We start from the raw sequence: 19,880 nt of genomic DNA, 5'->3' as shown, positions 1-19,880 counted from the left end.
GAGCCGCCTATCCTGTGTGCTGACAGGGTAGGCATTATTTTTTTGGCTTGTTATCCCTATTATCCAAATAGGCAAGCAAAGCAATCAGGAACGTACCACCTAAAAACAATAATGTTAATATCTGATATGTATCCATCCGCTTCACCCCCCTTCTTTTTTTTGTCTTAACAGGTAAGACAAAAAATTCCGGAAGGCCAACCACCCTGTACACGGTTACTCCTGCTGCTATTCTACCAATAAACAGCGGTAAACGCAATAAAAACATAACCGTATTTGGGGGCTAGCCAAAGGATGCATACAGGCTATTGACAACGCCTCATAAACTTCGTTATAATTCTAAAGCTACATATCAATTTCAGAATGCTGCAAATGAGAGGATTTTTAAGATGAAATATAAAACACACGGTGTCTGCACCCAGGAAATCGATTTTGAAATAGAGGACAACAAACTGGTCCACGTTCAGTTTAAAGGCGGCTGCGCCGGCAATACCCAGGGAGTTGCCCGTCTGATTGAAGGAATGGACGTAGACGACGCCATCAAGCGTCTGGACGGAATCCAGTGCGGCCACCGCCCCACTTCATGTCCTGACCAGCTTGCAAAGGCCTTAAAGCAGTTTCAGGAAGTGGAATAAAACAAGCTCTCATAAAAAACGTGCCGGAAACCCATCCCCGGCACGTTCTTTCTTTTATACCAAATAATTCATGAGCATACCAGCCATGGCATAATTGAGCTGTGCCGTTCCATAGCGCCCCATAGACTGATAAGGGTCATATATGGAAAACTGGCTGCTTTCCTCTGTCTCATAGTTGGTCAGGCTCTCCGGACTTGTCCGCATGGCGCCTGCCGCCTTATTAAAGAGGTTCTGTGCAATTCCATTGGAACCGGATATTAAGTCCTTGGTGAGCTTAGGCTCTTCCTTTAAGGACTTGGTAAGCTTCTCCGTATCGAGAGCCAGGGTTCCATCCTTTTGTTTGGAAATCCCCAGCCGTTTTAACGTGCTGTCTGAACCCAGATTTGCACCGAGCCGGTCCAATTGCTGCGATACTCCGGACCCCCGGTCAATATTCTTGCCAAGAAACTTCACTGCATCGTTATAGCTGTTAACCAGCTCCGACATACCCTTTGCGATCTTTTCCGTATCAGCCTGAAGGCTGACGGTTGTTTTTCCCGTATTCTTCAGCTTTGCAGATATCCGTCCCATATCCAGGGACACGTCATTGGTCTGGGAGGTGTAATTGCGGGTCACATTTTGATCTGTAACAGAGTACTGGGCATTCTGGGCGGCTGTGCCGGTCTTTTGTGCACCTGCCGCAGCTCCCATTTCTCCCGATACCGTAAATCCATGATCCGTTCCTGTAGACTTGCTTTGAAGCTTTAAAGTCATGACCCCTTTTTCCTCGGTCAATGCTGCCGTTACGCCGCTGTTCCCGGCGTTAATCTGCCTGGCAGCCTCTTGAAGCATTTCCTTGTTGGTCCTTGCCGTCCCGTCAGCCTTTGAGGCGCTCACTTGAACCGATAAAGAGCTTCCTCTCTGGGCAATGGTAAAATCCATATCTGAAACAGCCTGCTCCAAAGCCTCGGCTCCATCACTCACATTGGTCTGGGCTTTTGCCATGGACTGCACGTCGAGAGTCATTTCCTTAGACGTTCTGGACGAATACCTTAAGGATGTCTCTGCCACCACTTTGTCTGAACTGACAGCAGCCATCTTGTTGGCAACGCTTCCCGAATTTGCGCTCCGAAGTGAATTAGCTGAGCTCATCACGTCCGTCATCGTCGAACTGTAAGACTTTATAAACTCCAGTCCGCCGTTGTTATAATAAGAATTCACTCTGGAAACGGGCTTTACCGCCTGAAGGCTCTGCTGGTATCTTGGATTCTTTTCCAAAGCCCTTTCAAGGCGCGTCTGGCTGACGTTCTGATAATAATTATAATCACTGGAACCTATTCTTCCAACTGCCATTTTTCTCATCTCCTTTCCCGCAAATCAGGCGCTTCCCCTCCGCCTTATGCGCGTATTTTCACATATGGTTATCTTCTGTCTTCGATTATAGTCACCTTCATTATAATATAATCGCCTCTCCGCCACAATACCTTAAGGAAAATTTTCCCATATTTCACCTTCTGTCCATCAATTTACAGAATATAACTCCCACAATGGTGGAAATTAAGGTAGCCACCAAAGCTGGCCCTACCACTGCCGTAGGATTGGGGCTGCCGTACTGGCTTCTGTAGGCAATCATGGTGACCGGAATCAACTGTAGGGAGGAAATATTGATGATGAGAAAGGTGCACATCTCATTGCTTGCCGTCCCTTCGGGAACCGCAACTCCCTTATAAGAGCCTTTTGAAGAATCCTCCCGCCTCTTCTCCTCCAGCTCCTTTAAAGCCTCCATGGCCTTAAGCCCTGCCGGAGTGGCCGCCCAGCCAAGGCCCAGAATATTTGCAATAATATTGGTGGAAATATACTCCAATGACGGATGGTTTCCGGGAATTCGGGGAAAAAGGAACTTAAGAACCGGCCCCATCTTCTGAGACAGCCTCTCAATGAGCCCGGATTTCTGCCCGATCTCCATGATTCCCGACCAAAAGGACATGATTCCCAGCATGGTGATGCACAGCATAACCGCTTCCTTTGCAGAGTTTATGGCCCCCTCTGTCACGGCGTTTAAATTTCCATGGAAAGCTCCCCAGAGAACCCCCGCCAGCATCATAAAGGCCCAGATAATATTTAACATGGTCTTCCTGCTTCCAGTTTCTTTGATTCATCTTATTCCCATTTTAAGTCTGTTATGAGTTCTCACGGGATGAAAAAAGAAGACGCCTTCCGCTTAAGGCGCCTTCTCATATCATTTTTCTCCAACCAAATCCTTCATAACCTCTTCCACGGTTTCGATGCGCTCCGCCTTATAGGCGTTGCTTCCGCAGAAGATAAGACCGTCCTCGATCCGTCCCTCTGCTGAGTCCACCAGGGCTTTTGTGATGCAGTAAGGAATGGTCTGCCTGTCGCATTTTTCCAGACACTGATAGCAGTGCTCCAGACGGAAGGGAATGTTCCCCACTCCTTCCAGAAACCGGTTCTTAACAGCCCTTCCCGGCATCCCAACCGGACTTTTTGTGATGACAATGTCCTCTTTCTTTGCGTTAATATACGCCTGCTTATAAGATTCCGGCGCATCGCATTCCACCGTGGTCACAAACCGGGTCGCTACCTGCACCCCGTCGGCTCCCAAAGAAATCTGGTGAAGCACATCCTCATGGGAATAGATTCCTCCGGCAGTCACCACCGGAATCACCTTGTTGTATTTATCTCCGTATTCCTTTACGAGACGGATGATGCCTCTGACCTCTTCATCGTAATCCGCCTGTTTATAAGTATGTTCCACGTCATCCGTATCCACGCCAAGCTCAGCTAAGTCTTCCTTGGAAAATCCCAGATGGCCTCCGGCCAAAGGTCCTTCGATCACCACCAGATCCGGGGCCTGATGGTATTTCCGGTCCCACATCTTGCAGATGACCATGGCGGACTTTACGGTGGAAACAATGGGAGCGATCTTGGTTTTCAGCTTGATTCCAGCCTCTTCCGCTGCCTCAGCCACGTATTCCGGCAGGCCTACAGGAAGCCCGGCTCCCGAAATAATCAAATCTGCCCCAGCCTTTACCGCCTTTTTCACATAGCTGGCGTAATTCTTGGTGGCAACCATAATATTAAAGCCGATAATTCCCTCCGGCGCAATTTCCCTGGCCTTTTTCAGCTCTGTTCCGATAGCCCGTAAATTAGCCTCCAAAGGGTTAGTTAAAAAGTCAGGCTCACGAAAGCCGATCTGGGCGGTGGAAATGATTCCAACTCCCCCGGCCTTTGCCACTGCTCCGGCCAAGGAGGAAAGGCTGATTCCAACTCCCATACCTCCCTGAATGACCGGATTCTTTGCCACCAGGTCTCCTATTACCAATGGTTTTAATGTTCCCATTACATTCTCCTAAATCTTTCATATCTTTGATTTGCAAGTTCTTCCTTGGTCATATCAAGGTATGTGTTAAAAAATTCTGTCATGGCCTGATCCATTTCCTCTGCAATAGCAGGAATCGTCTCTTCACAGGCAGGCTCCTCCTCAGAAATAATCCGTTCAATGAGCCCCAGCTCCATCAAATCCCTGGCCGTGATCTTCATGACTCTGGCGGCATCATTTGCCTTTTTGCTGTCCTTGTAGAGGATGGAGGCAAAGCCTTCCGGAGAGAGGATGGAGTAAATGGAATTTTCCATCATCCATACTTCATTTCCCACTGCCATGGCAAGAGCTCCTCCGCTTCCTCCCTCTCCGATTACGATGGAAAGGACAGGAACGGTCAAATCCGCCATTTCAAATAAGTTCCGGGCGATAGCCTCGCCCTGGCCCCGTTCCTCTGCCTCCAGGCCGCAGAAGGCACCGGGAGTATCCACAAAGCAGACGATGGGGCGTCCAAAGCATTCCGCCTGCTTCATCAGACGCAGGGCCTTCCGGTATCCGTCAGGAGAAGGCATTCCGAAATTACGCTTAATATTGTCCTTCGTATTCTTTCCCTTTTCCTGCCCGATAACAGTGACAGGCATTCCGTGGAAAGAAGCGATTCCCCCCACAATGGCCCCGTCATCCTTAAAGTAACGGTCTCCCGCAAACTCCATAAAATCATCGAAAACAGCCCGGATATAATCCGATGCAACGGGACGGTTTCCGCTTCTGGACAACAAAACCGTATCCCAGGCGTTTCTCTTGCCCTTTTTTAAGCGGAGAATCTTCTTTTTTCCACCTTCCGGCTCTGTTTTCACCTCACTATCCACATGAGACCCCATTACAGCCTGTGGATTGTGGAGCCGTAAAATAGAAGATAAGGTTTCCTTCATCTCTTCCCTCGGCACGATCTTATCGATGAAACCATGCTCCAGCAAAAATTCCGCCCTCTGAAACCCTTCCGGAAGCTTCTGCCCGATGGTCTGTTCAATGACCCTGGGACCTGCAAATCCGATCAAAGCCCCCGGCTCCGCTAAAATAATATCTCCAAGCATGGCAAAGCTGGCCGTCACCCCGCCGGTAGTCGGGTCTGTGAGAACGCTGACAAAAAGCTGGCCTGCATCGTGATGGCGCTTTAAGGCCGCAGACGTCTTAGCCATCTGCATCAGGGACACGATTCCCTCCTGCATTCTGGCGCCGCCGGAACAGGCGAAGATAATGACAGGAAGCTTTTCCTCTGTAGCCCGTTCCACCGCTCTTGCGATTTTTTCTCCCACCACGCGGCCCATGCTGCTCATGATGAACCGGGCATCACAGACTCCAATGACGGTTTTCTGGCCGTTTATCTCACATGAACCCGTTACAATGGCCTCAGAAAGCCCGGTCTTTTCCCTGGCTGCCGCCACCTTCTTATCATAGCCCGGAAAATCCAGAGGATTGGCGAACTCCATCTCCTTATCCCACTCTTCAAAGGTTCCCTCATCAGCCGTCATCTCGATTCTTCGGTAAGCGTGAACCCGGAAATATCCCTTGCACTTGGGGCAGATAAAATGGTTGTTCTTCACATCTTCCGCATAAATGGGCTGGCAGCATTTATTGCATTTTCTCCACAGTCCGGCCGGAATATTAGGTTCCTCTGCCTTCTCCGAAGCCTTATATTTGCTGTCTATCAGTGTGTAAGTCTTCTTAAACATGGTTTTTAACATAAGATACGCTCCTTTGCCTGCTTACCGCACGTAATCCGGGAAAAATTTAGGGATGAAATCCGTATCCACATCTCCGTCCCGGTAAGCCTCATGGCTTAATATCTCGAACTGGAAATCCACGTTGGTCTCAATTCCCTCTATGATCAGCTCCCCAAGGGCGCTTCTCATCTTTGCAATGGCTTCCTCCCGGTCCTTTCCATGGACGATCAGCTTCATCAGCATGGAATCATAATTGGCCGGAACCTTATAATCGCTGTAAATATGGGTGTCAATGCGGACCCCGTTGCCTCCCGGCACATGAACGTTGGTGATGAGGCCGGGGCTGGGCATAAAGTTTCTCTCCGGGTTTTCCGCATTGATTCTGCATTCAATGGCATGGCCCTTGATGGAAACAGCTTCCTGGGAAACGCTTAAAGGCTCTCCTGCTGCAATCCGAATCTGCTCCTTGATCAAATCCAGACCCGTCACCATCTCAGTGACCGGATGCTCCACCTGGATTCTGGTGTTCATTTCCATAAAATAAAAGTTCTTGTGCTTATCGAGAAGGAATTCAATGGTTCCCGCATTTTCATATCCAACAGCCTTTGCCGCCCGGACTGCAACCTCTCCCATTTCCTCTCTCAGCTCCTGAGAAATGGCAACAGAAGGAGACTCCTCCAGCACCTTTTGATGGCGCCTCTGTATGGAACAGTCACGCTCTCCCAAATGAACCACATTTCCATGGCTGTCAGCCATGATCTGAAACTCAATGTGTCTGGGCTTTTCAATGTATTTCTCAATATACATGGTATCATCGGAAAATCCTTTTACCGACTCCATCTGGGCATTGTTAAAGTTGGCGTCAAAATCCTCTAAGCCCCTTGAAATTCTCATGCCCTTACCGCCGCCGCCGGAAGAAGCCTTGATCATAACAGGAAAACCGGTCTTCACCGCCATTTCCCTGGCTTCCTCTACATGGTGAACCGCTTCCTTACCGCCCGGAACGACAGGAACGCCTGCCTCTATCATGGTCTTTCTGGCTTCCGATTTATTTCCCATCTTATTGATGATCTCCGCACGGGGGCCGATAAACGTGATGTTACACTTTTCACAAAGTTCCGCAAACCTGGCATTTTCCGAAAGAAAGCCAAATCCCGGATGAATGGCATCCGCCTTCATGGCAACCGTAGCCGTAAGAATCCGCTCCATATTTAAATAGCTCTGAGTGGAAGCCGCAGGCCCGATGCAGATAGCCTCATCGGCCAATAGCGTATGAAGACTGTCTCTGTCCGCTTCTGAATAAACAGCAACCGTCTTAATCCCCATTTCCCTGCAGGCTCTGATAATACGCACCGCGATCTCCCCGCGGTTGGCAATTAAAATCTTATCAAACATAGACATACCCCTATCCAATCATAAATGTCAGCTCTGCGCTGGCAGCCAGCTTTCCATCTACAGTTGCCACCGCTTTTCCTACGCCCACAGGCCCCTTGCGCTTGATGATCTCACATTCCAGCTTCAGTTTATCTCCCGGAATGACCTTGTTCTTAAACTTTGCATTGTTGATCCCGCCAAAGTAAGCCACTTTACCCTTATTCTCTTCCAGACTCAGCATGGACACAGCCCCTACCTGGGCCAGAGCCTCAAGGATGAGAACTCCCGGCATCACCGGCTCCTGGGGAAAATGTCCCTTAAAAAAGGACTCATCATAAGTCACACATTTATATCCGGTTGCCTTAACTCCCGGCTCAAACTCCTCAATGTAATCCACCAGTAAAAATGGATGTCTGTGAGGAATGATTTCCTGAATTTCCTTAATCCCTAACATCACACGTCCTCCTTATACTCTCCTGCTGCCTTGATTTGAAAAGAGAGGCCCAGCCTCTGGACCTCTCTTTCGATTTACCGGATACGGAACAGAGGCTGACCGTACTCCACCACATCTTCATTTCCTGCCAGAATGGCTTCCACCACACCATCGTATTCGCATTCAATTTCATTCATTAACTTCATGGCTTCGATGATTCCAAGGACCTGGCCCTTTTTCACCGGATCGCCCACCTTGACAAAAGGATCGCTGTCAGGGGAAGCCGCATTGTAAAATGTTCCCACAAGAGGAGAAGCCACAATTTTGTCAGAGGAAATGTCCTCCACTGCTCCAGCCGCTGCTGCAGTGACCGCAGGCGCCGCCTGTACCGTCTGTACAAACTCACCGGCCTGCACTTGTCTTTCCACAACCGGCCCGGAGGAAAGAGTCACAACCTCTTTCTCTTTTCTGATGGAAAGCTTTAAATTTCCCTCTTCCAACGTAAATCTGGTCAGGCCATTTTCCGAAACAGCCTCCATGAGCTTAATAATATCATTGATTTCCATAGAATGCCTCCTACTGTTCAAACTTCTTTACAAGAATGCTGGCATTGTGTCCGCCAAATCCCAGGGAATTGCTGATGGCGTATTTCACATCATGAGAAACGCCCTCTCCCTTGGTATAATCCAAATCACAGCCCTCGCCCTCTTCAGTCAGACCGGCAGTGGCGTGAACAAATCCGTCTCCAATGGACTTCACACAGGTGATGAACTCCACACCTCCTGCAGCCCCTAAGAGATGGCCCACCATAGACTTGGTGGAATTGATCTTTACAGCCTTTGCATGATCTCCCAAAGCGTTCTTAATAGCCATGGTTTCAAACAGATCATTGTGATGGGTGCTGGTGCCGTGAGCATTGATATAATCAATGTCAGAAGGGGAAATTCCCGCATCTGCGATGGCATCTGTCATGGCCCTTGCCGCACCGCTTCCATCCTCAGCAGGGGAAGTGATGTGGTAAGCGTCACAGGTAGCGCCATAGCCCACAACCTCACCGTAAATAACCGCATTTCTGGCAAGAGCGTGCTCCAGCTCCTCTAAAACCACCACGCCTGCTCCTTCTCCCATAACAAAGCCGCTTCTGTCCTTGTCAAACGGAATGGAGGAACGGAGAGGATCATCGGAAGTGGTGAGCGCTGTCAGAGAAGTGAATCCAGCCACACCGATAGGGCTGATGCTGGCTTCTGCTCCGCCTGCTACCATCACATCCACTTCACCGTACTGGATCGAACGGAATGCTTCTCCAATGGAGTGGGTTCCGGTTGCACATGCTGTTACCACGTTAATACATTTTCCCTTTAATCCAAACTGAATGCTCACATTTCCGGCAGCCATGTTAGAGATCATCAGAGGCACCAGAAGGGGATTGACCCGGCCCGGTCCCTTTTCCAGCAGCTTGGTATGCTCACGCTCCATAACCTGCAGACTTCCGATTCCGGAGCCTACGCTGACACCCACCCGGTAAGGGTCTTCCTTTTCCATGTCAATGCCGGAATTTTCCAAAGCTTCCTTGGAAGCTGCCACTGCAAACTGCACGAACCGCTCCATTCTCTTGGCTGCCTTTGGGTCCATATAATCCTTGGCATCAAAATCCTTCACCTCAGCCGCCAGCTTTGCCTTATAATCCGTTGTATCAAACTGGGTAATCGGTCCGATTCCCACCTTTTTTTCCTTTAAACCATTCCAAAAGCTCTCTACATCATTTCCGATAGGAGTAATGGCTCCCATGCCGGTTACTACAACTCTTCTCTTCATACCGTTCTCCTTTTCCTTACATCGCCATGCCGCCGTCTACGCTGATCACCTGACCGGTAATATATCCAGCCTCTTCCGATGCCAGAAATGCAACCATAGCCGCAATATCATCTGCTTCTCCAAAACGCTTCATCGGGATCTGCTCCAGGCTTGCCGCCTTCACCCCTTCTGATAAAACTTCCGTCATGGCTGTATTAATAAATCCGGGAGCCACAGCATTTACCGTAATTCCCCTGCTTGCAACCTCTCTTGCAAAAGACTTGGTGATTCCAATAACACCGGCCTTAGCCGCACAGTAGTTGGCCTGACCCGGATTTCCAAGAACACCGGATACAGAAGAGATGTTGATAATCCTTCCGCTCTTTTGCTTGATCATCTGGCGGGCTATATGCTTCATGCAGTTGAACACACCCTTTAAATTGGTGTTGATCACAGCGTCAAAGTCCTCTTCAGACATCTTCATCAGAAGATTATCCCTTGTAATGCCCGCGTTGTTGACCAGAATATCCAGCTTTCCGTATTTCTTTATCACACCGTCTAAAAATGCGCCTACGCCCTCATAGTCCGCCACATTGCACTGAATGGCTTCTGCACTGCCGCCCTTTTCCTCAATCTCCTTCACCACTTCCAGAGCCTGGGAATCAGAACCGTTATAATTAATGACCACTGTAGCTCCCTGGCCTGCCAGCTTTAAGGCAATCGCCTTTCCAATGCCTCTGCCCGCTCCGGTCACCACCGCTATTTTGCCGTTTAACATACTTGCTCCCTCCATCAAAGATCCGATAACTTCTCTATATCTTCCAGCTTCTCTATATTAAAGACTTTTACGTCTTTGGCAATCTTCTTCATAAATCCTGCCAGGGTCTTTCCCGGCCCGATTTCAATAAAGGTGTCCACTCCGTCTGCCACCATAGTCTCCACGCTCTGCTGCCAGCGCACGGAAGAATACACCTGTTTTTCCAGTAAAGGCTTTATCATGGACTGATCTGTCACATACTCCGCGGTCACATTGGCCACGTAAGGAATCTCAGGGGAAGAAATCTCCACTCCCTTTAACACCTCTCCCAGCTTTTCTCCCGCTCCTGTGAGCATGACAGAGTGAAACGGCCCGCTCACATTTAACATCAGAGCCCGCTTGGCCCCTGCTGCCAGAAGCTTTTCATTGGCCTCTTCCACCGCCTCTTTCTTACCTGATATCACAATCTGTCCGGGACAGTTGTAATTGGCGATCTGGACTCCCTCCATACCGCCGAGTACCTCTTCAATCTTGGAAGCATCCAAGGCCAGAATGGCAGCCATAGCTCCCACTCCCACCGGAACGGCCTCCTGCATCAGGATACCCCTCTGCCTTACGGTCAGAATGGCGTCTCCGTCACTCATGACCCCTGCTGCTGCAAGAGCACAATATTCTCCCAGACTAAGGCCTGCCGCCACATCCGGCTTGATGCCCGTTTTTTCCTCCAGCACTCTCATCATGGCAATGCCGGTAGTCACCATAGCCGCCTGGGTATATTCCGTGATGTCCAGCCGGTCATTCTTTTCAAAGCATAATTCCGGAACAGAAAAACCTAAAAGCCCTGAGGCCATATCATATATTTCTCTTCCTATGGTTGTCTGCTCATAAAAATCCTGGCCCATTCCGCTGTACTGCGCACCCTGACCTGGGAAAATAAATGCGATCCTGCTCATATTCAAACTCCTCTTTAGCGTGCCAGCAGCTTTTCTGCCTGCGCTATCATCTCTTCAATCATTTCCTTGCAGCTCTGTTCTTTCTCGATCATACCTGCGATCTGGCCTGCCATAACAGTGCCGTTTGTGATATCGCCCTCCTGGACAGCCTTTCTCAAGGTTCCAAGGGTCATATACTCCAGCTCCTCAAAAGACCTGCCTTCCTGTTCCAGTCTGGCATACTCTCTCGTCATCTGGTTTCTCAAGGACCGTACAGGGTGTCCGTGGGACCGTCCCGTCACTGCGGAATCGATGTCCTTTGCCTTAATGATCCTCTGCTTGTAATTCTCATGTACAATGGATTCCTTGGAAACCACAAACCGGGTTCCAATCTGGACAGCCTCAGCACCCAGCATAAACACTGCTGCAATGCCTCTTCCGTCGCCAATGCCGCCTGCTGCAATCACAGGAATGGATACCGCATCAGCCACCTGGGGAACCAGGGTCATAGTGGTCTGCTCTCCGATGTGGCCGCCGGATTCACATCCTTCTGCCACCACCGCATCAGCGCCATAGCGCTCCATTCTCTTAGCCAGAGCCACAGAAGCCACAACAGGAATTACCTTAATTCCGGCTGACTTCCACATATCCATATATTTTTCAGGGTTTCCGGCTCCGGTGGTCACCACCTTAATGCCTTCTTCCACAACTACCTTTGCCACTGCCTCTGCATGAGGACTTAACAGCATCACGTTGACGCCGATGGGCTTATTGGTCAGGGCCTTAGCCTTGCGGATTTCATCCCGGACAACCTCTGCCGGAGCATTGGCTCCGCCGATCAGTCCCAGACCGCCCGCTTCCGATACAGCAGACGCCAGATGATGCTCAGCCACCCAGGCCATTCCGCCCTGGATAATGGGATGTTCAATTCCCAAAAGTTCTGTAATTCTGGTTTTCATTACGCTTCCACGCCCTTTGCTTTTAAATAATCCATAACCTGACCGACTGTGGTCAGCTTTTCTAAATCCTCAGATGGAATTTCCACAGAGTACTCATCTTCCAGTGCCATAACCAACTCGAATAAATCCAAAGAATCAGCGCCTAAATCTTCCTTAAAAGAAGACTCTGCTGTAACGATTTCTGCCTCAACATTCAACTGCTCTGCAATAATTTCTTTCATTTTCTCTAACATAATTTTAATCTCCTTTTACACTTTCAAATATTTAAGTTTTTATGCTATTACTTTGAATTTCAAAGTATTAGTTGAAATCATTACCACTCCAAAAGAGTGGCTCCCCAGGTTAACCCTGCGCCAAAGCCAGCAAGTATCAGTTTATCTCCCTGCTGTAATTTTCCTTCCCGGTTCATCTCATCAAGTAAAATGGGTATGGTAGCTCCCGAAGTGTTGCCAAACCGTTCTAAATTGGTGGGCAGCTTCTCCATAGGTATCTTTAACCTTTTCGCGATGGATTCAAAAATCCGGTAATTTGCCTGGTGCAGAATAAAATATTTAATTTCCTCTATGCCGGTTTCCGATTCAGCCAAAACCTTGTTAATGGATTCCGGAACCGTTTTAACGGCGAATTTAAAAACTTCCTGGCCATCCATTGTCATATAACCAAGCTCTGGTCCCTTTTCCGTCAAAAAATTGCCTGTGGTCCGTCCCGGACACGCCAGAGCGCCTCCTCTGGTGCCGTCGGCCCCCATTGTCATGTGAAAGCTGCCGCTTTCTGAAGCCCTTACAACCGCCGCTCCTGCCCCGTCTCCAAAGAGAACGCAGGTGCTTCTGTCATTCCAGTCAATGAGCTTACTTAAAGTGTCTGCCCCAATGACCAGCCCGGTCTTATAAATTCCTGCCTTAAAAAAACTGTGAACCGTATTTAAAGCATAGACAAATCCGGAGCAGGCTGCACTTAAGTCAAAAGCAACCGCACGGCTGGCTCCGATTGCCGCCTGTACCTCGCAGGCTCCGCTGGGAAAACAGCAGTCCGCAGAAGATGTAGCTAAAACGATGATATCCAGCTCCTCTGCCGATATACCTGCATTTTCAAGAGCTTTCCTGGCCGCCTCTGCCGCCATATGGGAAGTTCCGGATTCTTCCGTTGCAATCCGCCTCTCCCTGATTCCTGTCCTGGTCCGTATCCACTCGTCGCTGGTTTCCACGACCTTTGCCAGATCGTCATTGGTCACCACCTGTTCTGGCACGGCAGAACCTGTTCCTATAATTTTAGTTGTCATAAATTCCCCCATCCATGCTGCCCTATTCTCAAAAAGATGGGCTTACATGCTGCGTTGGATTCGCTGGCATTCCTTTTTTTATAATTACTTTGATTTTCAAACTAATTCTATAATAAAGAAACATGAATTGTCAAGAGAAATTTTATAATTCATTTTTTATCAAATATTGATACACTTCCCTTTTGCTGATTCCTCTGTCCTTTGCCACCATCCGCATGGCTTCCTTCCGCTCCGTCCCCTGATTCTCATAGACAGCCATATGCTCTTCTATGGACATCTCCTCAAAGGCCTTAAAACGGTCATCCTTTATCTCCTGAATGCTCCTGCCTTCGATGACGATGACACACTCTCCCTTGGGAGGTTCCGCCTCATAAACCCTTAAAGCCTCTTCAAAGGTTGTCCGAAACGCAGTCTCAAACCGCTTCGTAAGCTCTCTGCAGACTGTAATCCTCCTGTCTCCCAAAGCTTCATAAAGCTCTTCCAGGGTCCTGACGAGGCGGTGAGGTGCTTCATAAAGAATCATAGTCCTGGTCTCATTTTTCAATTCCTCCAGAATCCACTGCTTTTCCTTCTTATCGGAAGGCAAAAATGCCTCAAAGCAAAAACGCCTTGTCCCAAGGCCGGAAATAGTCAAAGCCGTGATACAGGCCGCAGGGCCGGGAAGAGAAGTCAGCTCAATTCCCGCCTCATAACACTGTTTCACCAGCTCTTCCCCAGGATCTGAAATCCCCGGAGTTCCCGCATCCGTAATCAGGGCCACATTCACACCGCGTTCCATCTGCTCCACCAGATATCTTGCCTTTTCTACCTTATTATATTCATGATAGCTGGTCATAGGGGTCTTAATATCAAAGTGATTCAAAAGCTTGATGCTGTGTCTGGTGTCCTCCGCCGCGATCAAATCCACTTCCTTTAAGGTATTTAAAACCCTTAAAGTGATATCCTCCAGATTTCCGATAGGCGTTGCACATAAAAATAACTTTCCTTTTTTCTCTTCCAATGTTCACTCCTGCCAATTTCTGCTCCGGCCTTCTTATCTGCCGGTCAACATCTGCAAACCAGGCCGATGCTCTTAAATCGTTTTAATACCGCAAACCGGATCAATATCCATAAACCGTATAAATCTGTTCCGTATACACCCCAGGTTCCTTATAAACAACAATCGGGGCCTCCACCTTAATCATGGATTTCCCCCCTCTCACCGCTTCAATGAGAACCATATTGGCTTCCCGGTCCACAAAAGGATGAACCAGCTTCATCCGCTTAGGCTCCAGCTTCTGCTCCTTTAAAGCAGTGATAATCTCTATGAGCCTGTGAGGCCGGTGTACCATATAAAACCTGCCTCCCGGCTTCAAGAGCCTGGCCGCCTCCCTGACCACATCTTCCAGAGTACAGAGCACCTCATGCCGGGCAATGGCCTTTGGCAGGTCCGGGTTCTTAAGCCCATGGGAATCATTCATATAAGGCGGATTTGACGTCACCACGTCAAAGGAAGCCGCACCAAATAAACGGCTGGCTTCCTTTATATCTCCTGTCACAATCGAAATCTTTTCTTCCAGACGATTTAAAGCCACACTCCGCCTGGCCATATCAGCCATTTCTTCCTGAATCTCCAGCCCCGTATAATGGAGCCCTTCATATTTAGCCTCTAAAAGAATGGGAATGATTCCAGTGCCTGTCCCAAGGTCCACCGCCTTCTCTCCTGCCTTTACCTGAGCAAAACCGGAAAGAAGAACCGCGTCCATCCCAAAACAGAACCCATCCTTTTTCTGAATGATCTGATACCCATTTCTCTGCAAATCGTCAATGCGCTCATTTTCTTTTAAATCAATTGTCATCTAACTTGGACTTTCCTTCTCTCTTTTCCAGAGCCTCCAAAGCCCGCAGCTCCGCATCATTCACCTGACCCTTATCCCGGCGTCTTCTGGGCTTGAACTTAAGCTGCTCCACCTTGTACTCCCTGATTTCCTTTTCATCCTTAATGGTGACAACCACCTTCACAAGCTGCCGCAGAACGCTGACAGAGTGAACCTCACCCTTAAGCCCGTCATCAGTGGTAACAAAATCCCCTACGCTGGGAAGCTTGCTGTTTAAATCCTCATAAGTTTCCTCTTCATTTTTCAGACAGCACATGAGCCTTCCGCACACCCCGGAAATCTTGGTAGGATTTAAAGAAAGATTCTGCTCCTTTGCCATCTTAATGGAAACGGGTATGAATTCAGACAAATAAGAGTGACAGCACAGCGTTCTGCCGCAGACTCCGATTCCTCCCACAATTTTAGTCTCATCCCTTACACCCACCTGGCGAAGTTCAATTCTGGTCTTGAAAACAGAAGCCAGGTCCTTTACCAGCTCCCTGAAATCAATTCTTCCGTCCGCAGTAAAATAAAACAAAACCTTATTATTGTCAAAGGTATATTCCGCATCAATCAGCTTCATCTGAAGCCCATGCTTGCGAATCTTTTCCTTGCAGATTTTAAACGCTTCCTTTTCCTTTTCGTGGTTTCTCTTTTCCACGTCATCATCCGCCTTGGTAGCCATCCGGATGACCTGCTTTAAAGGCTGTACCACCTTGTCATCCTCCACCTCCCGGCAGCCCAAAACCACGTAACCATATTCAACTCCTCTGGCAGTTTCCACAATCACATGATCCCCGGCCTTGACTTCCAGGCTGACGGGGTCAAAGTAATAGATTTTTCCTGCGTTCCGGAACCGGACTCCAATTACTTTTATCATCAATTAATTCTCCTTCATAACAAGCAGCATCAGCTCCATAGCCAGTTCCATATTCACATTGGCATCCAGACGAATCCTGGCCTTGTCAATGGCCTGTAATATCGCCTCAATTCCATCGTAAGCGCTGGCAGAGCTCATCTCCCTGATTGTATTGTATTCTTCCCTGAAAACCAGAAGATTGATATCCTTTGTCACCTTATACATCAAAATATCCCGATACCAGATCTGCATAAAATCAAGACAGCCCCGAATATCCAGATTTTCATCCTTCATCTTCTTAATATAGAAAAGAAGCTCTGTAATATCCATATTTCTCAAATGCTTCAGCATGTGAAGAAGCTCCGTATACATGAGCTGGAACTCCTCAGAGGAAGCCAGATAAATGGCCCTGCCTAAGTTTCCCCTGGCAAATGCCCCGTAAATCTCAGCCCTGCTCTCCTTAATACCCAAAGACCCCACCAAATAGGATTTGATCACCGAATCCTGCAATGGCTTTAATTTAAGCTGAATACACCGGGAAAGAATGGTAGGAAGAAACACTTCCTGATTCGTCGTAAGCAGCATGATCACCGCATAGGAAGGCGGCTCCTCAATGGTCTTTAAAAGAGCATTCTGAGCCTGAACCGTCATCTTCTCCGCTTCATCCACAATATAAATTTTATAATAACTGCTGTAGGGCCGTATCATAATGGTATCATGAATCTGTTCCCTCACATCATCGACACCAATACTGCCTGTCTTCTCATGAGTTACATAAATCAGATCCGGATGATTTCCGCTCATCACCTGCTTGCAGGCGTGGCACTCCATACAGGGTTCCTTTTTTCCCTTTTCACAGAGAAGTGTCATAGCAAATGCGTTGGCTATAGACTTGCGCCCCATACCCGCCTCTCCCGTAAGAATATAAGCATGAGAAACGTGATTTGATTCAATGGCCCTCTGCAAATGTTCTTTAATATTTTCATGGCCAATGATATCGTGAAATCCTGGCATAGAAACACCTCCCCCGCATCATTTTTATCTGATGATCTTTATTTTACAAAAATCATTATAGCATATAACATTTACAGCCACAAGAAATAAGTATTGACAATTTACCCCTTATGGTAACGATTCCTCCACAGCCCTTGCGATCTCTGCAATGCACCCCTCCAGCTCATCATTACAAAACCGCCTCTCAATCCCGCACCGCTTTAAATTCTCTTCCTTAAAATCCTCTTCATCCGCCAGAAACCTTCTGCAAAGCTCTTTATACTTGGGAACCTTCTGACTCCGCTCCCTTTCCACAGCCCGCAGCAGCCTGTCCCCATCGTCAACCTCAACATAAATGGGAATCAAATGCTCCTCCCCATAATAAGACCTGGTCTTCTCATAAGATTCCAGGGTCCCTATCATCAGATACCCCTTTTCCCCTTCCAGATCAATCTGCCCGTCATCCACGGTAAAATAACACCAAGGCCCATAAACAGTCTGATAAGTTCTCTCTTCAATGATCTTATCAGCCCGCCTGAATTCCTCCAGCTTCTCCCCCGCTGTAAAATAATACTCTTCCCCATCCCTTTCCCCATCCCTGATAGGCCTGGTGGTATAAGGAATAACCCGCTCTAACTGAGGAAGCCGCTCTAAGAGCTTTTTATAAATCGTATCCTTACCGGATGCGCTTTTTCCCATCACATAAAAAATTTTGCCCATTTTATCTGTTCCATTCCATTATTCTCTAATTTACCGCTGATTCTTTTATTTCCCAGCCATCATTTGGCCTTTTGCCTATCATTTGATTTCTGTTTCCCTGACCACATAGAGATATTTCCCGCTTTCATCCTCCATCCCCTGAACAGGAAGCCCCAGCCTTTGATACCTCATAATCAGATCAACAATTTCTTTTTCCAGCACCTCTCCCGGCGCAGCAATGGGGATTCCCGGCGGATACACATACACAAATTCTGCCGACACCCGTCCTGTCCCCTCCGAAATAAGAACTCTCTCTCTCGGACCATCCATGGCCTTTGCAATGGTCATCCTGCTATCCATTGCCATATCCCTTCCCGAAAACAGTTCCTCTCCTTTTTTCTCTTTCTCCTTCAAAGAAAGACCAGAATCAATTTCCAGCAAAGCCTCACAAAGCCGGTCAAGCCCCTCCTGAGTATCCATCAGGGTCGTTATCGCTGTCACATAATCGGGACCGCACATCTCCATTTCCAGGTGGTATTCCTTCCTCAGCCTGTCATCAAGCTCTGCCCCCGAAATTCCGGTCCCCTTTGTGGAAATGATGATCTTGGAACAATCCACATCATAAACTCCATACATCCCCTTTTCCGATCCCATAAAAAGCCGAAGCCCCTTCATATGAGACAATCGTTTACGCACCTCCCCGATTCTCTCATAAAAAGCCTCCATTTCCTTCACGCCTTCTTTTGACATATACTGAATACAACGTTCAATTCCAGCCATCATCACATAAGAAGGGCTGCTGCTTTGATATATATGAACGTAGCGGTCCAGCCGTCCTATATCCACATACCCTTCCCTGACATGCATCAAAGCCGTCTGGGTAAAAGAAGGAAGGGTTTTATGAACACTCTGAATCACGATATCCGCCCCCATTTCCAAAGCCGGCACCGGAAATCCCGCCTTTTTCCCAAAAGGAAAATGAGCCCCATGAGCTTCATCCACAATCAAAGGCAGATGAAAGCGGTGCACAACCTCTGCAATGGCCCCAATGTCCGATACGATCCCATCATACGTAGGAGATACCACAAGAACAGCCTCTATCTCCGGATGGCTTATCAACAGTTCTTCTACCTGTTCCGGCAATAATCCACCCTGAAGGCCAAATTCTCCCATTAATTGTGGATAAATATATTTCACTTTCAAATCATTGAGGAAAACCCCATGATAAGCAGACTTATGACAATTCCTGCTCATCAAAACAGTACCTCCCCTTGATACCGTTCCGCTTATGGCACTCAGTATTCCGCAACTGCTTCCGTTTACCAGATAATAAGTCTTATGGCTTCCATAAACCTCTGCCGCCCATTCCATAGATTCCTTTAAAATCTCCTCTGGATGGTGAAGGTTATCAAACCCATCAATCTCTGTAATATCTATAGAAAAAGGATTGGGAAAACTCCCTGCAAAAGACTCCTTAAACTGCCTCTTATGACCCGGCATATGAAAAGGGTAAAAGTCCGATTTCCCATACTCCACCAACTTCTTTAACAAGCCCGGTGCTTCACTCATAGTATAAACCGCCTTTCCAACAATGAAACTAAAAACCTGATTTTCAGTATAACATCCTTATCCCATCTTTACAACTTTTCACAATACAAAAAGCCCTGAAACATTTCTGTTTCAAGGCTTGTCCTGAGACATCGGGGATTCGAACCCCGGACAACTTGATTAAAAGTCAAGTGCTCTACCGACTGAGCTAATATCCCATATGCCCAAAGCCGGAATCGAACCAGCGACACGTGGATTTTCAGTCCACTGCTCTACCAACTGAGCTATCTGGGCGTATGCACTTGTAAGTACAACCATCTAAAAATACTCACAAAAAATTGCGGGGGCAGGATTTGAACCTACGACCTTCGGGTTATGAGCCCGACGAGCTTCCAGACTGCTCCACCCCGCGCTATTCAATTATATTATATGCAGTGATCAAAATTTTAATCACTAAATGGATGGAGATGGATTCGAACCATCGAAGCTATCGCAACAGATTTACAGTCTGCCCCCTTTGGCCACTCGGGAACCCATCCATAATTTAATTTTTGTGACACAAGCCGATGATCGGACTCGAACCGATAACCTGCTGATTACAAATCAGCTGCTCTGCCAATTGAGCCACATCGGCACAAATCTTCTCATATACCTATCTTGCATACGGAATGGGACCTATAGGGCTCGAACCTATGACCCTCTGCTTGTAAGGCAGATGCTCT

General features: G+C 48.0%; 22 protein-coding genes and 5 tRNA genes. 2 read left to right on the top strand and 25 right to left on the bottom strand.

Annotated elements, in window-relative coordinates; all coding sequences use genetic code 11:
- Positions 1-34 precede the first annotated feature (34 nt).
- Positions 35-136, bottom strand: coding sequence for a putative holin-like toxin (locus tag QM657_RS18015; protein WP_415068108.1), 102 nt, complete (start codon positions 134-136; stop codon positions 35-37).
- A 250-nt stretch (positions 137-386) separates the two neighbouring features.
- Here QM657_RS18015 and QM657_RS18010 point away from each other — a divergent pair, with 250 nt between their 5' ends.
- Positions 387-632 carry a TIGR03905 family TSCPD domain-containing protein gene (locus QM657_RS18010; RefSeq protein ID WP_415068082.1) on the top strand — a complete coding sequence of 82 codons (246 nt, stop codon included), beginning with the start codon at positions 387-389 and terminating at the stop codon, positions 630-632.
- A gap of 54 nt (positions 633-686) precedes the next feature.
- On the opposite strand, the gene fliD is transcribed toward QM657_RS18010, so the two are convergent.
- Positions 687-1,118, bottom strand: a complete 432-nt coding sequence (gene fliD / locus QM657_RS18005) for a flagellar filament capping protein FliD (protein ID WP_415068107.1) — start codon at positions 1,116-1,118, stop codon at positions 687-689.
- Between the two features lie 421 nt (positions 1,119-1,539).
- Here fliD and QM657_RS18000 point away from each other — a divergent pair, with 421 nt between their 5' ends.
- Positions 1,540-1,788, top strand: coding sequence for a YrvL family regulatory protein (locus tag QM657_RS18000; RefSeq protein ID WP_415068081.1), 249 nt, complete (start codon positions 1,540-1,542; stop codon positions 1,786-1,788).
- A 330-nt stretch (positions 1,789-2,118) separates the two neighbouring features.
- Here the strand turns inward: QM657_RS18000 and QM657_RS17995 are convergent, their stop codons facing one another.
- The 23 genes from QM657_RS17995 to QM657_RS17885 form a co-directional block, all read right to left on the bottom strand.
- Positions 2,119-2,739 carry a nucleoside recognition domain-containing protein gene (locus tag QM657_RS17995; protein WP_415068080.1) on the bottom strand — a complete coding sequence of 207 codons (621 nt, stop codon included), beginning with the start codon at positions 2,737-2,739 and terminating at the stop codon, positions 2,119-2,121.
- A gap of 111 nt (positions 2,740-2,850) precedes the next feature.
- Positions 2,851-3,972: an NAD(P)H-dependent flavin oxidoreductase gene (locus tag QM657_RS17990; protein WP_415068079.1), complete on the bottom strand. Its 1,122-nt coding sequence runs from the start codon at positions 3,970-3,972 to the stop codon at positions 2,851-2,853.
- On the bottom strand, positions 3,972-5,696 hold the full coding sequence (locus QM657_RS17985) for an acetyl-CoA carboxylase carboxyltransferase subunit alpha (protein WP_415068078.1): 1,725 nt from the start codon (positions 5,694-5,696) through the stop codon (positions 3,972-3,974). The genes QM657_RS17990 and QM657_RS17985 overlap by 1 nt, the downstream gene beginning before the upstream one ends.
- 21 nt (positions 5,697-5,717) lie before the next feature.
- Positions 5,718-7,070 carry an acetyl-CoA carboxylase biotin carboxylase subunit gene (locus QM657_RS17980; RefSeq protein ID WP_415068077.1) on the bottom strand — a complete coding sequence of 451 codons (1,353 nt, stop codon included), beginning with the start codon at positions 7,068-7,070 and terminating at the stop codon, positions 5,718-5,720.
- A 10-nt stretch (positions 7,071-7,080) separates the two neighbouring features.
- The gene (gene fabZ, locus QM657_RS17975; protein WP_367568775.1) at positions 7,081-7,503 is read right to left on the bottom strand and encodes a 3-hydroxyacyl-ACP dehydratase FabZ; all 423 of its coding nucleotides are present in this window, start codon (positions 7,501-7,503) and stop codon (positions 7,081-7,083) included.
- 74 nt (positions 7,504-7,577) lie between these two features.
- Positions 7,578-8,048 (bottom strand): acetyl-CoA carboxylase biotin carboxyl carrier protein, encoded by a 471-nt coding sequence (accB, locus tag QM657_RS17970; RefSeq protein ID WP_415068076.1) that lies wholly within the window; start codon positions 8,046-8,048, stop codon positions 7,578-7,580.
- Between the two features lie 10 nt (positions 8,049-8,058).
- The gene (gene fabF, locus QM657_RS17965; RefSeq protein ID WP_415068075.1) at positions 8,059-9,297 is read right to left on the bottom strand and encodes a beta-ketoacyl-ACP synthase II; all 1,239 of its coding nucleotides are present in this window, start codon (positions 9,295-9,297) and stop codon (positions 8,059-8,061) included.
- A 16-nt stretch (positions 9,298-9,313) separates the two neighbouring features.
- A complete protein-coding gene (fabG, locus tag QM657_RS17960; RefSeq protein ID WP_415068074.1) occupies positions 9,314-10,054 on the bottom strand; it encodes a 3-oxoacyl-[acyl-carrier-protein] reductase in 741 nt (246 codons plus the stop codon).
- A gap of 14 nt (positions 10,055-10,068) precedes the next feature.
- On the bottom strand, positions 10,069-10,986 hold the full coding sequence (fabD, locus tag QM657_RS17955; RefSeq protein ID WP_415068073.1) for an ACP S-malonyltransferase: 918 nt from the start codon (positions 10,984-10,986) through the stop codon (positions 10,069-10,071).
- A 14-nt stretch (positions 10,987-11,000) separates the two neighbouring features.
- Positions 11,001-11,924 (bottom strand): enoyl-[acyl-carrier-protein] reductase FabK, encoded by a 924-nt coding sequence (fabK, locus tag QM657_RS17950; protein ID WP_415068072.1) that lies wholly within the window; start codon positions 11,922-11,924, stop codon positions 11,001-11,003.
- Positions 11,924-12,157: an acyl carrier protein gene (acpP, locus tag QM657_RS17945; protein ID WP_415068071.1), complete on the bottom strand. Its 234-nt coding sequence runs from the start codon at positions 12,155-12,157 to the stop codon at positions 11,924-11,926. The genes fabK and acpP overlap by 1 nt, the downstream gene beginning before the upstream one ends.
- A gap of 80 nt (positions 12,158-12,237) precedes the next feature.
- A complete protein-coding gene (locus tag QM657_RS17940; RefSeq protein ID WP_415068070.1) occupies positions 12,238-13,203 on the bottom strand; it encodes a beta-ketoacyl-ACP synthase III in 966 nt (321 codons plus the stop codon).
- A gap of 142 nt (positions 13,204-13,345) precedes the next feature.
- Positions 13,346-14,203, bottom strand: a complete 858-nt coding sequence (gene rsmI, locus QM657_RS17935) for a 16S rRNA (cytidine(1402)-2'-O)-methyltransferase (protein WP_415068069.1) — start codon at positions 14,201-14,203, stop codon at positions 13,346-13,348.
- A 100-nt stretch (positions 14,204-14,303) separates the two neighbouring features.
- Complete coding sequence (locus tag QM657_RS17930) at positions 14,304-15,041, bottom strand: tRNA1(Val) (adenine(37)-N6)-methyltransferase (RefSeq protein WP_415068068.1); 738 nt, start codon at positions 15,039-15,041, stop codon at positions 14,304-14,306.
- Entirely contained in the window at positions 15,031-15,939 is a 909-nt protein-coding gene (locus QM657_RS17925) for a PSP1 domain-containing protein (protein ID WP_415068067.1), read from the bottom strand. Before QM657_RS17925 ends, QM657_RS17930 begins: the two co-directional genes overlap by 11 nt.
- A 3-nt stretch (positions 15,940-15,942) precedes the next feature.
- Entirely contained in the window at positions 15,943-16,932 is a 990-nt protein-coding gene (holB, locus tag QM657_RS17920; RefSeq protein WP_415068066.1) for a DNA polymerase III subunit delta', read from the bottom strand.
- 108 nt (positions 16,933-17,040) lie between these two features.
- Complete coding sequence (locus QM657_RS17915) at positions 17,041-17,631, bottom strand: guanylate kinase (protein WP_415068065.1); 591 nt, start codon at positions 17,629-17,631, stop codon at positions 17,041-17,043.
- Between the two features lie 78 nt (positions 17,632-17,709).
- Positions 17,710-19,179 (bottom strand): aminotransferase class I/II-fold pyridoxal phosphate-dependent enzyme, encoded by a 1,470-nt coding sequence (locus tag QM657_RS17910; RefSeq protein WP_415068064.1) that lies wholly within the window; start codon positions 19,177-19,179, stop codon positions 17,710-17,712.
- A 124-nt stretch (positions 19,180-19,303) separates the two neighbouring features.
- Positions 19,304-19,376, bottom strand: a tRNA-Lys gene (locus tag QM657_RS17905).
- 3 nt (positions 19,377-19,379) lie between these two features.
- A tRNA-Phe gene (locus tag QM657_RS17900) sits at positions 19,380-19,452 on the bottom strand.
- A gap of 44 nt (positions 19,453-19,496) precedes the next feature.
- A tRNA-Met gene (locus tag QM657_RS17895) sits at positions 19,497-19,570 on the bottom strand.
- A gap of 46 nt (positions 19,571-19,616) precedes the next feature.
- A tRNA-Tyr gene (locus QM657_RS17890) sits at positions 19,617-19,697 on the bottom strand.
- A gap of 22 nt (positions 19,698-19,719) precedes the next feature.
- A tRNA-Thr gene (locus tag QM657_RS17885) sits at positions 19,720-19,792 on the bottom strand.
- Positions 19,793-19,880: the final 88 nt, after the last annotated feature.

The sequence above is a fragment of the Lacrimispora sp. genome, from assembly GCF_047605665.1.
Classification (GTDB): domain Bacteria; phylum Bacillota; class Clostridia; order Lachnospirales; family Lachnospiraceae; genus Lacrimispora.
The sequence above is the reverse complement of the archived record's forward strand: the minus strand, read 5'-3'. Positions and strand labels throughout refer to the sequence as shown.

Bases quoted from the DNA above. Each gene is read 5' to 3' on its own strand.
- QM657_RS17980 (WP_415068077.1), bottom strand. From the start codon at position 7,070: ATGTTTGATAAGATTTTAATTGCCAACCGCGGGGAGATCGCGGTGCGT.
- accB (WP_415068076.1), bottom strand. From the start codon at position 8,048: ATGGAAATCAATGATATTATTAAGCTCATGGAGGCTGTTTCGGAAAAT.
- fabG (WP_415068074.1), bottom strand. From the start codon at position 10,054: ATGTTAAACGGCAAAATAGCGGTGGTGACCGGAGCGGGCAGAGGCATT.
- fabZ (WP_367568775.1), bottom strand. From the start codon at position 7,503: ATGTTAGGGATTAAGGAAATTCAGGAAATCATTCCTCACAGACATCCA.
- QM657_RS17915 (WP_415068065.1), bottom strand. From the start codon at position 17,631: ATGGGCAAAATTTTTTATGTGATGGGAAAAAGCGCATCCGGTAAGGAT.
- QM657_RS17990 (WP_415068079.1), bottom strand. From the start codon at position 3,972: ATGGGAACATTAAAACCATTGGTAATAGGAGACCTGGTGGCAAAGAAT.
- QM657_RS17985 (WP_415068078.1), bottom strand. From the start codon at position 5,696: ATGTTAAAAACCATGTTTAAGAAGACTTACACACTGATAGACAGCAAA.
- fliD (WP_415068107.1), bottom strand. From the start codon at position 1,118: ATGTCGGAGCTGGTTAACAGCTATAACGATGCAGTGAAGTTTCTTGGC.
- holB (WP_415068066.1), bottom strand. From the start codon at position 16,932: ATGCCAGGATTTCACGATATCATTGGCCATGAAAATATTAAAGAACAT.
- QM657_RS17940 (WP_415068070.1), bottom strand. From the start codon at position 13,203: ATGACAACTAAAATTATAGGAACAGGTTCTGCCGTGCCAGAACAGGTG.
- QM657_RS17930 (WP_415068068.1), bottom strand. From the start codon at position 15,041: ATGACAATTGATTTAAAAGAAAATGAGCGCATTGACGATTTGCAGAGA.
- QM657_RS18010 (WP_415068082.1), top strand. From the start codon at position 387: ATGAAATATAAAACACACGGTGTCTGCACCCAGGAAATCGATTTTGAA.
- QM657_RS18000 (WP_415068081.1), top strand. From the start codon at position 1,540: ATGGTAAAATCCATATCTGAAACAGCCTGCTCCAAAGCCTCGGCTCCA.
- QM657_RS17995 (WP_415068080.1), bottom strand. From the start codon at position 2,739: ATGTTAAATATTATCTGGGCCTTTATGATGCTGGCGGGGGTTCTCTGG.
- fabK (WP_415068072.1), bottom strand. From the start codon at position 11,924: ATGAAAACCAGAATTACAGAACTTTTGGGAATTGAACATCCCATTATC.
- QM657_RS17910 (WP_415068064.1), bottom strand. From the start codon at position 19,179: ATGAGTGAAGCACCGGGCTTGTTAAAGAAGTTGGTGGAGTATGGGAAA.
- QM657_RS18015 (WP_415068108.1), bottom strand. From the start codon at position 136: ATGGATACATATCAGATATTAACATTATTGTTTTTAGGTGGTACGTTC.
- acpP (WP_415068071.1), bottom strand. From the start codon at position 12,157: ATGTTAGAGAAAATGAAAGAAATTATTGCAGAGCAGTTGAATGTTGAG.
- fabD (WP_415068073.1), bottom strand. From the start codon at position 10,986: ATGAGCAGGATCGCATTTATTTTCCCAGGTCAGGGTGCGCAGTACAGC.
- QM657_RS17925 (WP_415068067.1), bottom strand. From the start codon at position 15,939: ATGATAAAAGTAATTGGAGTCCGGTTCCGGAACGCAGGAAAAATCTAT.
- fabF (WP_415068075.1), bottom strand. From the start codon at position 9,297: ATGAAGAGAAGAGTTGTAGTAACCGGCATGGGAGCCATTACTCCTATC.